This is a genomic window from Ruegeria sp. G10 (genome assembly GCF_056533645.1).
Genome location: NZ_JBQFOQ010000003.1, coordinates 158872 through 173251 on the forward strand (window position 1 = coordinate 158872; position 14380 = coordinate 173251).

The 14380-nt window shown below is 62.8% G+C and carries 13 protein-coding genes; 10 read left to right on the forward strand and 3 right to left on the reverse strand.

Features of this window, described 5'->3' with window-relative positions; genetic code table 11:
* Positions 1-4: 4 nt before the first annotated feature.
* The 3 genes from moaB (at position 5) to ACR0KM_RS07665 (ending at position 5510) form a co-directional block, all read left to right on the forward strand.
* Positions 5-547, forward strand: coding sequence for a molybdenum cofactor biosynthesis protein B (gene moaB, locus ACR0KM_RS07655; RefSeq protein WP_480860130.1), 543 nt, complete (start codon positions 5-7; stop codon positions 545-547).
* A gap of 104 nt (positions 548-651) precedes the next feature.
* Positions 652-2103, forward strand: coding sequence for an efflux RND transporter periplasmic adaptor subunit (locus ACR0KM_RS07660; RefSeq protein ID WP_480860132.1), 1452 nt, complete (start codon positions 652-654; stop codon positions 2101-2103).
* Between the two features lie 5 nt (positions 2104-2108).
* Complete coding sequence (locus tag ACR0KM_RS07665; RefSeq protein WP_480860133.1) at positions 2109-5510, forward strand: efflux RND transporter permease subunit; 3402 nt, start codon at positions 2109-2111, stop codon at positions 5508-5510.
* On the opposite strand, the gene ACR0KM_RS07670 is transcribed toward ACR0KM_RS07665, so the two are convergent.
* Both ACR0KM_RS07670 and ACR0KM_RS07675 read right to left on the reverse strand, forming a co-directional pair.
* Positions 5490-5924 (reverse strand): NUDIX hydrolase, encoded by a 435-nt coding sequence (locus tag ACR0KM_RS07670; RefSeq protein ID WP_480860135.1) that lies wholly within the window; start codon positions 5922-5924, stop codon positions 5490-5492. The two genes, ACR0KM_RS07665 and ACR0KM_RS07670, sit on opposite strands and share 21 nt — an antisense overlap.
* A 5-nt stretch (positions 5925-5929) precedes the next feature.
* Positions 5930-6742, reverse strand: coding sequence for a protein-disulfide reductase DsbD domain-containing protein (locus ACR0KM_RS07675; RefSeq protein WP_480860137.1), 813 nt, complete (start codon positions 6740-6742; stop codon positions 5930-5932).
* Between the two features lie 148 nt (positions 6743-6890).
* Here ACR0KM_RS07675 and ACR0KM_RS07680 point away from each other — a divergent pair, with 148 nt between their 5' ends.
* Complete coding sequence (locus ACR0KM_RS07680) at positions 6891-7445, forward strand: YqgE/AlgH family protein (RefSeq protein ID WP_480860139.1); 555 nt, start codon at positions 6891-6893, stop codon at positions 7443-7445.
* Here the strand turns inward: ACR0KM_RS07680 and ACR0KM_RS07685 are convergent.
* Positions 7442-8389 (reverse strand): L-threonylcarbamoyladenylate synthase, encoded by a 948-nt coding sequence (locus ACR0KM_RS07685; protein ID WP_480860141.1) that lies wholly within the window; start codon positions 8387-8389, stop codon positions 7442-7444. The genes ACR0KM_RS07680 and ACR0KM_RS07685 overlap by 4 nt on opposite strands.
* Positions 8390-8522: 133 nt before the next feature.
* Between ACR0KM_RS07685 and ACR0KM_RS07690 the strand changes: the two genes are divergently transcribed.
* The 6 genes from ACR0KM_RS07690 (at position 8523) to ACR0KM_RS07715 (ending at position 14377) form a co-directional block, all read left to right on the forward strand.
* Complete coding sequence (locus tag ACR0KM_RS07690; protein ID WP_480860143.1) at positions 8523-10226, forward strand: acyl-CoA dehydrogenase family protein; 1704 nt, start codon at positions 8523-8525, stop codon at positions 10224-10226.
* Positions 10226-11272, forward strand: a complete 1047-nt coding sequence (locus ACR0KM_RS07695; RefSeq protein ID WP_480860144.1) for an MBL fold metallo-hydrolase — start codon at positions 10226-10228, stop codon at positions 11270-11272. Before ACR0KM_RS07690 ends, ACR0KM_RS07695 begins: the two co-directional genes overlap by 1 nt.
* 5 nt (positions 11273-11277) lie before the next feature.
* Positions 11278-11730: a DUF6173 family protein gene (locus tag ACR0KM_RS07700; protein WP_480860146.1), complete on the forward strand. Its 453-nt coding sequence runs from the start codon at positions 11278-11280 to the stop codon at positions 11728-11730.
* Between the two features lie 64 nt (positions 11731-11794).
* On the forward strand, positions 11795-13633 hold the full coding sequence (locus tag ACR0KM_RS07705) for a glycerophosphodiester phosphodiesterase family protein (protein WP_480860147.1): 1839 nt from the start codon (positions 11795-11797) through the stop codon (positions 13631-13633).
* Positions 13620-14174 (forward strand): hypothetical protein, encoded by a 555-nt coding sequence (locus ACR0KM_RS07710; protein WP_480860148.1) that lies wholly within the window; start codon positions 13620-13622, stop codon positions 14172-14174. Before ACR0KM_RS07705 ends, ACR0KM_RS07710 begins: the two co-directional genes overlap by 14 nt.
* A gap of 68 nt (positions 14175-14242) precedes the next feature.
* On the forward strand, positions 14243-14377 hold the full coding sequence (locus tag ACR0KM_RS07715; protein ID WP_480531848.1) for an aa3-type cytochrome c oxidase subunit IV: 135 nt from the start codon (positions 14243-14245) through the stop codon (positions 14375-14377).
* The last annotated feature ends 3 nt before the right edge of the window (positions 14378-14380 follow it).

The following is a 14380-nucleotide window of genomic DNA, read 5'->3' on the forward strand; positions in this document are numbered from 1 at the left end:
CCATATGTCACGCATTGATGAAAGCATGGAGTTCATTCCTGTCCGCATTGCGGTTCTAACCGTGTCGGATACGCGCTCGCTGGCCGAGGACCGTTCGGGCCAGACGCTGGTGGATCGGATCGAAAAGGCGGGGCATTCGGTGGCGGATCGCAAGATCATTCAGGACGAGCGCGACCAGATCGCCGACCAGTTGCGCGCATGGGTGGCCGATCCAGACATTGACGTTGTTATCTCGACCGGCGGTACCGGTCTTACGGGCCGCGACGTATCGGTTGAAGCACACCGGGACGTCTATGAGAAAGAAATCGAGGCCTTTGGCACCGTCTTCACCATCGTCTCGATGGAGAAGATCGGCACCTCCGCCGTCCAGTCCCGCGCCACGGGCGGTGTGGCGGGCGGCACCTATCTGTTTGCGTTGCCGGGCAGTCCGGGGGCCTGCAAGGATGCCTGGGACGCGATTCTGGACAAACAGTTCGATTACCGCCACCGCCCCTGCAATTTCGTGGAAATAATGCCCAGATTGGACGAACATCTGCGACGGAAGTAGACTGGGTCTGCGTTCAACACATCATAACCGCTTTGTGGCTTGGCATTTTTTGTGACCCGGCTACCTTTGCGGAAGGCAGCTTGTGCGACCAAAGGTGACGACCGATGCGATTTCTGCGGCAAAGCCTTGTTGGGGTGTTTCTGGCGTTTCTGACGCTGGGCCTTCTGGTCGTGGCCGCTCAGATGATCTCGGGCGCGGTGCAGGATGTGCTGACGCGGGACGACAAGCCCCCTCAGGCCCGAGAGCGGATTTTCGCGGTGAGCGTCCGCACCGCCGAGGCGGAAACTGTCACGCCCTATCTGGAAGCGTTCGGTCAGGTGCAAAGCCGCCGCCGTCTTGAACTGCGCGCAGCTTTGGGCGGGCGCGTGGTATCGCTGGCCGAGGATTTCGAAGATGGCGGCACCGTGACCGCCGGTGAGCTGTTGGTGGAACTGGACCCCGCCGATATGCAATCGGCGCTGGATCGCGCCAAATCCGATCTGCTGGATGCTCAGTTCGAAGAACGCGATGCCGAACGATCATTGCTGCTGGCGCAGGATGAGTTGAAATCGGCCGAAGCACAGGCCGAGTTGCGCGACCGGGCGCTGCAGCGGCAGCTGGATCTGCAAGAGCGCGGTGTCGGCGCTGCGGCCAGTGTCGAAGAGGCTGAATTGGCCGCGACCTCGGCTCGTCAGGCCATTCTGTCAAGCCGGATTGCCTTGGCGCAGGCTGAATCGCGTGTCGATCAGGCAACGACCCTGCTGGCGCGGGCGCGTATTGCCCTGGAAGGCGCAGAACGTGATCTGGAGGATATGACAATCCACGCCGGGTTTGACGGCACGCTGACAGAGGTCACACTGGTCGAAGGCCGATTGGTTGCCGCCAACGAAAAGCTGGCCGAACTGGTTGACCCCAACGCGCTTGAGGTTGCGTTCCGTGTCTCGACCGCGCAATTCGTTCGGTTGCTGGACGCGCGAGGTGACCTGATTGCGGCGCCAGTGACAGTATCGCTTGAGGTTACGGGCACCGACCTGACGGCAACGGGCCGGATCAGCCGCGACAGCGGTGCAGCGGGTGAAGGGCAGACCGGGCGTCTGGTCTATGCCCGTCTCGACGATGCGCCGGGGTTCAAGCCCGGGGATTTCGTCACGGTGTCGATCGAAGAGCAGCCGCTGGACAACGTGGTGCGCCTGCCCTCGTCGGTTCTGGACGCGGCGGGCAATGTGCTGGTGCTGGGGCCTGATGATCGGCTGGAACCGCTGGCCGTGCAACTGATCCGCCGTCAGGGCGATGAGGTGTTGCTGCGCGGTGACGGTCTGGAAGGCCGCGAGGTGGTGATCGGACGTACGCCTCTGCTGGGCTCGGGCGTGCGGGTGCGGCCCTTGCGGGTTGAGGCCAACGCCGAAGCCGCGGGCATGGTCGAGCTTTCGGATGAAAAGCGCGCGCAGCTTGTGGCGCAGGTTGAAGCCAGCGAAGGCATGCCTCAAGCCCAGAAGGCCAAGGTTCTGGGGCAGCTCGGCGCGGAAAAAGTGCCCGCGGCGCTGGTCCGACGCCTTGAAACCCGGGCCGGAGGTTAAGGGCCATGATCCGCGACATTCCCAGCGCGGCAGGCGGCATCCTGAGTTACTTCACCCGGCACCGGACGGCAGCCAACCTGCTGTTGTTGGTGATGCTGGTGCTGGGTGCTGCGGCGATCCCCAGCATGCGGGCGCAGTTTTTCCCCGATGTGATCCTTGAACGCGTCGATGTGAATGTCGAATGGGAGGGCGCGGGCCCCGAGGATGTCGACAATGGTATCATCCAACTGCTTGAACCCGCGCTGCTGGCGGTCGAAGGCGTGGCCAGCACAGAATCCACGTCGCGCGAGGGATCGGCGCAGGTTCGGCTGGAGTTTGAGCCAAACTGGGATATGTCGCGTGCCGTCGAAGAGGTGCGCACCGCCGTAGACGGCGTCACCAACCTGCCCGAAGACGCGGAAGAGCCCACTATTCGTCGCGGGGCCTGGCGCGACCGTGTGACTGATGTGGTCATCACCGGCCCCATCGAGGCCGAGCAACTGGCCAAGTTCACCGACGAATTGATCAATCGGTTGTTTGCGGTCGGTGTCACACGCACCACCATCCGGGGTCTGGCCGCGCCGCGTATCGTGGTCGAAGTGCCTACGGCGCGCCTCATAGCCAATGACATTGCGCTCTCGGACATTGCCGAGGCCATTGCCGCCGAGGTCACGGCGAATCCGGCGGGTGATGTGACGGGTGCGAATGCGCGCATCCGCACAGGGATAGAAAAACGCACCCCCGAAGAGATCGAAGGCATCGCCCTGCGCAACTTCGCCGATGGTTCAAAACTGGTCGTCGGCGATGTGGCGCAGATCCGGGTCGAGGGTGTCACCCGCAATCGCAGCTACTTCGTGGGCGACAACCCGGCCATGTCGATCCGCGTTGACCGGTCCAATCTGGGCGATGCCATCGGCATCCAACACTCGGTCGAAGATGTGGTGGCCGAGATGCAGGCCAGCCTGCCCGAAGGCATCACGGTCGAGCTGATCCGAACGCGCGCGCAGGCCATCACCGACCGTCTGGATATTCTCGTCGACAATGGCCTTGTGGGCCTCGGGTTGGTGGTCTGCCTGCTGTTCCTGTTCCTCAATGCCCGCATCGCGTTTTGGGTGGCCGCCGGTATCCCGGTGGCGATGTCAGCGGCAATTGCGCTGATGTATCTGGGCGGGCTGTCGCTGAACATGGTGTCCTTGTTCGGGCTGATCATTACGCTGGGCATCGTGGTTGATGACGCCATCGTCGTGGGCGAGCACGCCGATTTCCGCGCCCGCCGTCTGGGTGAGGCGCCTATGGTGGCCGCCGAACGCGCCGCCCGCCGGATGGCGATGCCGGTCTTTGCGGCCACCGTCACCACGGTCATCGCCTTCTTTGGCCTCACTGCCATAGGTGGCCGGTTCGGTGAACTGATCCGAGACATCCCCTTCACTGTGATCGCCGTCCTGATCGCATCGCTGATCGAATGCTTTTTGATCCTGCCCAATCATATGGCCCATGCCATTGCGCATTCGGCCAAGGAACATTGGTACGACTGGCCCAACCGCGTCGTGAACAAGGGCTTCCGCTGGGTGCGTGACCACCTGTTCCGCCCGCTGGTCGCCTGGGTGGTCTGGGCGCGTTATGTGGTGGTCGCTCTGATGGTGGTCATTCTGGCCAGCCAGATCGCGCTGTTCATCCGGGGTGATGTGAACTGGCGGTTCTTCAACGCGCCCGAACGTGGCTCGGTCACCGGTAACTTCATCATGGTCGAAGGCGCCACCCGCGCCGAGACGCTGGAAATGATGCGTATGGTCCAGCAGGCCACCGAGGAACTGGGCCAGATTTACGAAGAACGCCACGGACGCAACCCCATCGAATACGTTCTGGCTGAGGTCGGAGGCTCGGCCGGGTTTGGCCTGCGCGCCGCCGATGGCAAGGATGACGACCTGCTGGGCGGCATCTCGATCGAGCTGATCGATGCCGATCTGCGCCCCTATTCCAGTTTTGAGTTCGTGGGCGAACTGCAGGATTTCGTGCCCCGTCATCCGAAGGTCGAATTGCTCAGCTTCCGTGGCTGGCGCTCGGGGCCGGGCGGTGATGCGATTGACGTGCAGTTCTACGGCGCGGACGTGAACACGTTGAAATCCGCCTCGGAAGACTTGCAGACCGAACTTTCGAAATATACCGAGGTTTCGGCGCTCGAGGACAATCTGGCCTATGACAAGGAAGAGTTCATTCTGGACCTGACCGCCCAAGGCGAGGCGCTGGGTTTCCGCATCGAAACGCTGGGCCGGGTGCTGCGGAACCGTCTGAACGGGATCGAGGCGGCGACCTTCCCCGATGGCCCGCGCAGCGCCGAAATCCGCGTGGAGCTACCCGAGGGTGAACTGACCGCCGACTTCCTTGAACGCACACTGATGCGCACGCCCGATGGGGTTTATGTTCCGCTGGCTGATATCGTGTCGGTCGAGCGCAAATCGGGCTTTTCGACCGTGCGGCGCGAAAATGGCCTGCGGGTGATCTCGGTAAATGGCGATATCTCCGAGGATGATCCGGCACAGGCTGCCGAGATCGCTCGTGCCATGCGGGAAGAAATCCTGCCCAACATCGCTGCCGAACGTCAGGTCGAATGGCGCATGGCAGGTCTGAGCGAACAAGAGGATGAATTCCTGACCGAGGCCCGTACCGGTCTGATCCTGTGTCTGACCGGTATCTATCTGGTGCTGGCATGGGTCTTCGCAAGTTGGACGCGGCCCTTGGTGGTCATGGCGATTATACCCTTTGGCCTCGTGGGGGCGATCTGGGGGCATTACCTTTGGGGTGTGCCGCTGAGCATGTTCACCGTTGTTGGCCTGCTGGGCATGACGGGGATCATCATCAACGACTCGATTGTTCTGGTGACGACCATCGACGGATACCAACAGGAACGCGGGCTGGTGCCGTCGATTGTCGAGGGCACGGCAGATCGGTTGCGGCCCGTGATGCTGACGACGCTGACCACCGTGCTGGGGCTGACGCCGCTTATGTATGAAAGCTCGCAACAGGCGCAGTTTCTGAAGCCGACGGTGATCACTCTGGTCTATGGGCTGGGCTTTGGCATGGCCCTGATCCTGCTGCTGGTGCCCGCGTTGCTGGGTATCCTGAATGATGTCTCGCGCCCGATGACGTCGATGCGGCGTGCCCTGCGCGCGCCGGATCGGGTGGTGCGCAATGCCGTGCGCGCGATGGCTGCGGCGCTGGCGGTCTGGCTGGCGGCGACGATGCTGTGGCCGGCTGTGACCGGGGCACCCTTGGCAGTGCTTTCCGGCTTTTACCCAGCCGCCGAAGGTCCGAGTATTTTGCAGATGGGTTTTGGCGTTTTCGCCGCCGGGGCAACCGTGGTCCTGCTGCTGGGTGTGCTGCTGTCCAGCCTGCTCTATGCGCGCCTGTCAGGTCGGGCCGAGGCCTGACCGGGTGATCGCAAGCCGCAGCAGGTCGGGCACCCGGTCGCTCATCGGAAGACTGCCGGTGATGATCTGATCCACCGGAAACCACCGCGCATCCCGCGCGTCATCCGCCGCAATCGGTGTGCCCGAGACATAACGGCAGGCGACGCCCACAAGCAGGTAATGCGCCCGTACCTGCCCATCCTCCCCCCGCAGCAGCAGGTCGAGATTGTCGAGATAGGTCACAGGATCGGCAATCACACCGGTCTCTTCCCGCAGCTCGCGGGCGGCGGCGTCCAGAACGGTTTCACCCCATTCCACATGGCCGCCGGGAAACCCCCACAGCCCCGCATCGGGTTGCTTGTTACGCTGAACCAACAGCACTTGGCCGTCGTGAAGGACAACGGCCAAAGCACCAATCTTTGGGGTCTGGTTCATCCCGGTCAGCCTGCGCTGCACCCCTGAATGTCGACCGCGTGGTTCGCGCCCAGAACCGTGATCCGCACCTCGGACCGATCCAGCGCAAAGGGCCCGCCCGAGGCGCTGATGACTTCGGAGCTGGCAACCAATGTGTTGCCCTGACGATGCGTCTCGGGCTGCGATGCCCAGAGCGTCGGATTGCCCGGCTCGATCACGGCGAACTCGGCCCCACCTGCCGAGGGCATGGTGATATGCGCCTCGATCTGCATTCCGTCGGCTGTTGGCGTCAGATGGCAGGTTGCGTTCGCCACGCCGGCCTCACGCTCGGAAAACGGGCGCTGGGCGAGGGCTGCGGCAATGGCCGGGTTGCGCCCGGCGTTGGCGTCCAGCGTATGATCGAAATCCAGCTGACCGGGCACGCAGACATCTTTGCAGACGCCCAGATCCATCTCGCCGCGCAGGCGCACGGGCTTGGCGGGGTTCTTGGGCGTGATCTCGACCGGCAGAACCAGTTGATCCTCATACCCGATTGACCGCAGCCCGTTCTGATCAAACACGCTGGGCGCGGGCCATGTGATCGCGATATCGGCGACATTGCCGGACCCGTTCCAGTCAAACTGCGGCGGAATGCCCGCATCGCCCGGGGCACGCCAATAGGTTTTCCACCCGTCTTTCAGCGTCAGGCGCAAGGCCCCCTGATAGGTGCCATTGGCGGTCTTGCCGCCATCCAGCACCTCAAGCTGCACCAGATTGCCAACCCCTTGCGCAAGGGCAGGGGCTCCAAGACAAAGACTGGCGGCAAGGGCCGCTGCGGCGGGTTTGCAAAGCGTTTTCATAGCCAGAACATGCGCATTCCGAGGGTGAATGCCAAGTCACGTTCCGGTCACCCGGCTGAAATGCACGGAAATGCGGGCTGATCTCTTGCCATTCCCGGTTCCGCAGGGTCATTCTAGGGTCAACCCAGAACGCAAGAGATGTCTGCTGATGGACCTTACGGGAAAACTGTTGATTGCGATGCCCGGCATGGGCGACCCGCGATTCGAGCATTCGGTCGTCTATATCTGCAGTCATGGTGACGATGGCGCGATGGGACTGATCGTGAACAAGCCCTCGGACCTGCGGATCAAGACGCTGCTGGAACAGCTCAATATTGCCTGCACCATCCCTGTCGTTGGGGAACGGCTGGTGCAGTTCGGCGGTCCTGTCGAGATGTCGCGCGGTTTTGTCCTGCACAGCTCGGATTACGATGCGAACCTGCATTCGATGCAGATCACAGATGATTTTAGTATGACCGCGACGCTGGATGTGCTCGAGGATCTGGCCTCAGGCAAGGGTCCGCTGAATTCGATGCTGACGCTGGGCTATTCTGGCTGGGGGCCGGATCAGCTTGAGGATGAGATCGCGATGAATGGCTGGCTGACGACCGAGGCGTCGTCGAAATTGGTCTTCGACGTGCCCGATGATGAGAAATGGGAGGCGGCTTTGGCGACCCTCGGGGTCGATCCGCTGACGCTGTCCGCCAGCGCAGGGCGCGCCTAGTCGCGCGGCGCGGCGGCGCGGCGCAGGCGGTCGTTGATGGCTGCGCCCAGCCCGTGATCGGGAATCGGAGACACAGCAATCGGGCGACAAGTTTCGTTCAGTTTATGCAAGGCTGCGAATAGATTGGCGGCGGCTTCGGGCAGACTGGCCGTTTCGGACAGGTTCAGATCGCAGGCAACAGGACCAAAGCCCAGCAGAACTTCATCCCCTTGGCGCGATTCGGCGTTCAGACGCACGGGCGCATCCGGCGCATAGTGGGATTGCAACTGCCCCGGCGCAGTCAGCAGGTCTCCGGGCTGGTGGTGATGCAGTTCCGTCTGCAGAACGTCCTCGATCTGTTCCAGCGCAACACCACCCGGGCGCAGCAGGGCAGGGGCACCGGCCAGTCCGACGATGGTGGATTCAAGCCCGACGCCGCAGGGGCCATCATCCAGAATGGCGGCAATGCGCCCATCCAGTCCTGTCCGGACATGGGCCGCGGTGGTGGGGCTGATCTGGCCCGACGGATTGGCCGAGGGCGCCGCCACCGGGCCATCAAACGCCGCCAGCAAGGCGCGGGCGGTGGGATGTGCGGGCACGCGGACGGCCAGCGTATCCAGCCCAGCCGTGACCAGCGAGGATATCCCGTGGCCAGTACGCAGCGGCAGGACCAGGGTCAGGGGACCGGGCCAGAAAGCCTGCGCCAGTTGCTCTGCCTGATCGGTCCAGTCCACGAACCGTTTCGCGGTCTCGACCGAGGCGACATGCGCGATCAGAGGGTTGAAGCTGGGCCGCCCCTTGGCCTCATAGATCGCGGCGACGGCCTGCCCGTTCCGCGCGTCACCGCCCAGGCCGTAGACCGTCTCGGTCGGGAAGGCGATCAACTGGCCCTGCCGCAGCAGATCGGCGGCATGGGCGATGCCATCGGGGTCTGCAGATAAGTCGTGGGTGCCGAGAAAGGTCATAGGTCGTGACGCCGCGTTCTGGTTGCGTGATGATCCGGTCACGGTAGGTAATCGTGCCAGCCCAGATGAATACCGGCGTGGGGCCGGGATTCCAACCCCACGCACCGAACATGCCAGAACCCAGAGGGAACCCATGCCCTATCGCGCCCCGATTTCCGATTATGAATTCCTGTTCCGCAACGTGATCGGTTTTGACCAGATCACCGCGACCGAGATGTTTTCCGAGGCGAGCGCGGATGTGGTCAGCGCCATTCTGACCGAAGCCGGAAAGATGTGCGAAGAGGTCATGGCTCCGCTGCAACGCCCCGGCGATCTGGAACCCGCGCGGCTGGAAAGCGGCGTGTTGCGGACCTCACCGGGCTATGCTGATGGGTGGAAAGCGATTGCCGAGGGCGGCTGGATCGGGATGAGCGGGGACCCCGAATATGGCGGCATGGGCCTGCCCATGACCATGACCACCGCCGTGAACGAGATGATGAGCGCCGCCTGCCTGTCGCTGCAACTGGCCCCGTTGATGACGCAGGGCCAGATCGAGGCGCTGGAGCATCACGCGAGTGACGAGTTGAAAACGCTCTACCTGCCCAAGATGATGGCCGGGGAATGGTCTGGCACCATGAACCTGACCGAACCGCAGGCCGGAACGGATGTGGGGGCGTTGATCTCGAAGGCAGAGGATAATGGCGACGGCACCTATTCGGTCACGGGGCAGAAGATTTACATCTCGTGGGGCGACAACGATTTTACCGAGAATGTCTGCCATCTGGTTCTGGCCCGCCTGCCCGATGGCGTGCCCGGCACCAAGGGGATTTCGCTGTTTCTGGTGCCGAAATTCATCCCCGATGAAAACGGCAATCCTGGCGTTGCGAATGACCTGAAGGTGGTCTCGCTGGAACACAAGATGGGCCTGCACGGCTCGCCCACCTGCGTGATGCAGTACGACGGGGCCAAGGGCTGGCTGATCGGTCAAGAGCATGGCGGCATGGCTGCGATGTTCACCATGATGAACAACGCGCGTCTGGGCGTGGGTGGCGAAGGTGTCGGCGTGGCCGAAGCGGCCTATCAGCACGCGCTGTCCTATGCGTTAGAGCGCAAGCAGGGCAAGACACCCTCGGGCACGATCGTCGACCATGCGGATGTGCGGCGTATGCTGATGTCGATGCGCGCGGATGTGTTTGCGGCGCGGGCGATCATGCTGGCGAATGCCGCTGCGATCGACATGGCGCAGGCCACGGGCGATGCCGATTGGGCAGCACGGGCAGCCCTGCTGACGCCAATCTGCAAGGCATTCGGGGCTGAGACCGGGATGCGTGTCTCGGAAACCGGGGTGCAGGTGCATGGCGGCATGGGGGTTATCGAAGAAACCGGCGCCGCGCAGTATTACCGCGATGTCCGCGTGACCGCGATCTATGAGGGCACCAACGGCGTTCAGGCCATGGACCTTGTTGCCCGCAAGATGATGGACGGGGGCGAGGCGGCTTCGAACCTTCTGGACGAGATCGAGGATCAGGCCGAAAAGGCCCGCGCCACGATGCCGGAACTCGCCGGTCCGGTGTGGGAGGCCACCGAGTCCCTGCGCGAGGCGACCGAATGGCTGGTGGCGCAGTCGGACATGAACAACCGTTTCGCTGGGGCGACTGCGTATCTCAAGGCCTTCGCGCGGGTTCTGGGCGGGCATTATCACCTGTCCGCGGCTTTGGCCGATCCAGATGGCCCGCGTGCCAAGCTGGCGCGGTTCTACATCAACGCGCTGCTGCCGGAACACACGGGCCTCTTGGCGCAGGCGCAGAACGGGGCCGATGACCTCTATGCGCTCAGCGCCGAGGAGTTGGTGGTTTGATGGATGGCGAGGGACCTCAGGTGATGCGCTACCCATGGGCCGAACCGCCCGCGCCGGGTGAGTGGACGCAGGTCGCCGAGGGAGTCCTGTGGATACGGTTGCCTCTGCCCATGGCGCTGGATCATGTGAATGTATATGCGCTGGATGATGGCGATGGCTGGACCGTGGTCGATACCGGGCTGTCCTCGATGAAAACGCGCGGTATCTGGCAGACGCTGATCGAGGGGCCTTTGGCAGGCAAGCCCGTCCATCGCGTGGTCGTGACCCATCACCACCCCGACCATGTGGGCAATGCGGGCTGGTTCCAGACCGAACATGGCGCAGAACTGGTCACCAGCCGCACCGCATGGCTGTTTGCGCGGATGCTGACGCTGGATGTGCAAGAAAACTGGCCGCAGGAAACGCTGAGCTACTACCGCAGCGCCGGGATGGACGCGGATGTGCTGGCCGGTCGGATGGCCGAGCGTCCGTTTAACTTCGCTGACACCGTCTATCCCATGCCGCTGGGCTTTACCCGCATCAAGCAGGGCGATGTCTTCCGCATGGGCGGGCGCGACTGGGACGTGCATATGGGCAATGGCCACGCGCCCGAGCATTGCACCTTCTGGAGCCGTGACGACAATCTAGTGCTGACCGGCGACCAGATCCTAAGCTCGATCAGCTCGAATCTGGGCGTCTACGCGACCGAGCCGATGGCTGATCCCGTCGCCGACTGGCTTGAGGCCTGCGAGCGTCTGCAACCGCTGGCCCGGCCCGATCATCTGGTTCTGGGCGGTCACAAGCTGCCCTTCACCGGGCTACCCATTCGGATGCGGCAACTGATCGACAACCATCACGGCGCGCTCGAACGCCTTTTGGCCGATCTCGATCAGCCTAAAACCGCCGCCGAGTGTTTCGCCCCGCTGTTCAAGCGCCAGATCAAGGGCGGCGAATACGGCCTCGCGCTGGTCGAGGCGGTTGCACATATGAACCATCTCTACCACATTGGAGCTGTCACCCGGACGCGTCGCGCGGACGGGGCGTGGGAGTATCAGCGCAAAGGGTAACAGCGATGCAGGACCAGATCGAAACCTCGGCCGAGGCCGCAGAATCCGCGGCGTTGCCCCGCTGTTACGAGGTCCACGCCAACCCGGAAACAGCCTCGGGCAACAAGGACCTGCCCAAGCCGCTGCAAAAACCGGTCGAGACCAAAAGCCCGGCGCAATGGGCCTATGAACGGCTGATCCTATACATTCAGAATTTCGAGAAAACGCTGGATGGCGATCACGAGGTCGCAATGGGCTTTACCGGCGGCGATGCGGGCGTGATGCGGATCGAGGGCATGGGCTATTTCGATCCCGATATCATCACCTTCTACGGCTCGGATGGCGGCGGGGCCAAGACCCAGCTGGTGCAGCATGTCAGCCAGCTGAACGTGATGCTGCGCGCGCTGCCCAAGGTGGTCGAGAACAAACCGGCCAATCGCATCGGTTTCCGGCTGGCAGCCGACCTCGAAGAAAGCTGACGCGCACCCTTGCAATTCATGTCTGCGCAGCCTTGAATGAGACTGTCATTTAAGGGAGTGCCGCGTGACCAATTTCTCAGCCGTTACAACCGCCTATCGCGGCGCATGGGCGCGACGGCGCGTCTTTGTGCCGATCTATCTGGCAGTACGGCTGCTGCTGGTGGCCCTGATCGCACCGGGCGTGGCGATCGCGGTCAATCTGGCGGTGTCGCTGTCGGATCAATCGGCGCTGACCGATCAGGATATCGCCATGTTTCTGCTGTCGCCTGCAGGCTTCATCGCGGCGGTCGCGGTGCTGAGCCTGTTCCTGCTGGCCGAGGTCTTTGTCTTTTCCGTCATGGCCGGATCGCTGCGCATGGGCGAAAGCGATCCGTGGCGGGCGGGCAGCGCCTCGATCCGGTTGATCCTGACGCGGATACCTGCGCTGTTCGGGTTTGCCGCCCGCTTCATCCTGCGTGTTCTGATACTTGCGCTGCCCTTTGTGGCGGTGGCAGGCCTGATCGCGTGGTGGATGCTGACGGAATACGACATCAACTACTATCTCACCTTTCACCCGCCCTCTTTCTGGGTCGCGGTGGGGCTGATCGGCATTGTTGTTCTGTGCCTCGCCTGGGTTCTGATCCGCAGGCTCTCGGCCTGGGCGCTTGCGTTGCATCTGGTGCTGTTTGAGGGGGCCAAACCGACCGAGGCGTTTCTGATCAGCGCAGAGCGCATGGAAGGCCGGCGCGGACGGCTGAAAATACAGCTCGGTCTCTGGCTTGTGCTGCGCGTTGTGATCGCCGCGTTGATTGCCTCTGTGGTCGGGGTGCTTTTCGACCTCATTCCGCTGGAACAGGGTACCAATCTGCGGTTTGCGCTGATCCTCAGCCTGATCGTCGCGGGCCTGTGGTCATTGGCCGGGCTGGTGCTGGCGGCCATTGCGCTGGGTGCGCTGGCGGTGCTGCTGGATGGCTTCTTCGACACCGAAGGGCGCGAAGTGCCGCATCCCGAACCGGGCAACCTGCGCGCGCCGCTATATGCCGTGGTGGGCGGGGCCGCTGTTGCGGTTCTGATTGGCCTCTGGTCCGGTCAGGAATTGCTGGAGCGTATTCAGGCCCCGGATCATGCGGATGTCATCGGTCACCGGGGCGCGGCAGCGATCCGGCCCGAGAACACCATGGCAGCGGTCGTTAAAGCCATTGAGGACGGTGCCGACTGGGTCGAGATTGACGTGCAGGAAACGGCGGATGATGTGGTCATCATCGCCCATGACAGCGATTTCATGAAGCTGGCGGGCGTGCCCCTCAAGGTCTGGGACGCAACGATGGAGGATGTGGCCGAGATTGACATCGGCAGTTGGTTTGACCCGCAATATGCCTCGGAACGGACGCCCACGCTGCGCGATGTGCTGGAGGCCGCCAAGGGCAAGTCCAAGGTCATCATCGAGCTGAAATATTATGGCCATGATGTCGATCTTGAAAACCGCGTGGCGGCGATTGTCGAAGAACTGGATATGCAGGATGACATCGCCACCATGTCGCTAAAATACCCCGCGGTGCAGAAGATGAAAGCGCTGCGCCCGGATTGGCGTGCCGGGGTTCTGGCCGCGACTGCCGTCGGCGATCTGTCGGGGTTGGATGGCGACTTCGTTGCTGTGAATGCGGCGACGGTGACGCCGGGCCTGATCCGCTCGGTCCATGAGGCGGGCAAGGAGATCTATGTCTGGACCGTGAACGATCCGCTGCAAATGTCAGCGATGGCCTCGATGGGCGTCGATGGGCTGATCACCGACCGCCCCGCGATGGCCCGTGAAGTGTTGCGCGTCCGCGCCGAAATGGGCCCGGGTGAGCGGATCATGCTGTGGCTGGCGACGACCTTCGGGATGTCGGTCGATACCTCGGAAATGCGCGATGAAAGCCCTTAAGTACGCCGCTTTGATGGTCGGTTGTGCGCTGCCTGCCACCGCGCAGGACCTGATGCGCAGCGTCGAAATGCCCGCGCATCGGGCGCTGATGGCCAAGGCCGGCGACGCCGAGTTGACGCCGTTTGAAACCGATGGCTGCTCGGGCGGGTTGTCTTCAAGCTGGCGGCTGGTGGCCGAGACCTTTCCCAAGTTCAGCCTGCTCTATGAGGCGCATCCGCCTTGGGAATACTGCTGTGTCACCCATGACCGCGCCTATCACAATGCAGGCGGCGCCACGCAGGCGGATGCCAGTTTCGACGCCCGCCTCGCCGCCGATGACGCGCTGAGGGCCTGCGTCGCAGCCCATGGCGAACCCCATGCCGAGGATTATGCCGAACGCTACGACATGACGCCGGACCAGATCCGCTCGGTCCATTCGATCACCTCCGAGGCGATGTTCATGGCCGTCCGCTTTGGCGGCGGGCCGTGCAGCGGGCTGCCGTGGCGCTGGGGGTTCGGCTATCCGGGCTGCACAATCTTTGACCCGACTGCGCGCGAATGACGTCGTGACAGGCCCGGAATTTTGCATTATCCAACATTTCAAACACGCGAATTGGGATTCTGAGACACATGGCTGATCACAAGCACGGCGAAATGGACATCACCGTCCAAACCAAAACCTTTGACGGGTTCGTCAAGTTCACCACATGGTGCGTGGTGGCGATTGTCTTCCTTTGCATCTTCCTGGCGGTTTTTGCGGCCTGATCC

What these genes read in the sequence shown, in the direction of transcription:
- moaB (WP_480860130.1), top strand. Translation starts at nt 5, where the DNA reads ATGTCACGCATTGATGAAAGCATGGAGTTCATTCCTGTCCGCATTGCG.
- ACR0KM_RS07660 (WP_480860132.1), top strand. Translation starts at nt 652, where the DNA reads ATGCGATTTCTGCGGCAAAGCCTTGTTGGGGTGTTTCTGGCGTTTCTG.
- ACR0KM_RS07665 (WP_480860133.1), top strand. Translation starts at nt 2,109, where the DNA reads ATGATCCGCGACATTCCCAGCGCGGCAGGCGGCATCCTGAGTTACTTC.
- ACR0KM_RS07670 (WP_480860135.1), bottom strand. Translation starts at nt 5,924, where the DNA reads ATGAACCAGACCCCAAAGATTGGTGCTTTGGCCGTTGTCCTTCACGAC.
- ACR0KM_RS07675 (WP_480860137.1), bottom strand. Translation starts at nt 6,742, where the DNA reads ATGAAAACGCTTTGCAAACCCGCCGCAGCGGCCCTTGCCGCCAGTCTT.
- ACR0KM_RS07680 (WP_480860139.1), top strand. Translation starts at nt 6,891, where the DNA reads ATGGACCTTACGGGAAAACTGTTGATTGCGATGCCCGGCATGGGCGAC.
- ACR0KM_RS07685 (WP_480860141.1), bottom strand. Translation starts at nt 8,389, where the DNA reads ATGACCTTTCTCGGCACCCACGACTTATCTGCAGACCCCGATGGCATC.
- ACR0KM_RS07690 (WP_480860143.1), top strand. Translation starts at nt 8,523, where the DNA reads ATGCCCTATCGCGCCCCGATTTCCGATTATGAATTCCTGTTCCGCAAC.
- ACR0KM_RS07695 (WP_480860144.1), top strand. Translation starts at nt 10,226, where the DNA reads ATGGATGGCGAGGGACCTCAGGTGATGCGCTACCCATGGGCCGAACCG.
- ACR0KM_RS07700 (WP_480860146.1), top strand. Translation starts at nt 11,278, where the DNA reads ATGCAGGACCAGATCGAAACCTCGGCCGAGGCCGCAGAATCCGCGGCG.
- ACR0KM_RS07710 (WP_480860148.1), top strand. Translation starts at nt 13,620, where the DNA reads ATGAAAGCCCTTAAGTACGCCGCTTTGATGGTCGGTTGTGCGCTGCCT.
- ACR0KM_RS07715 (WP_480531848.1), top strand. Translation starts at nt 14,243, where the DNA reads ATGGCTGATCACAAGCACGGCGAAATGGACATCACCGTCCAAACCAAA.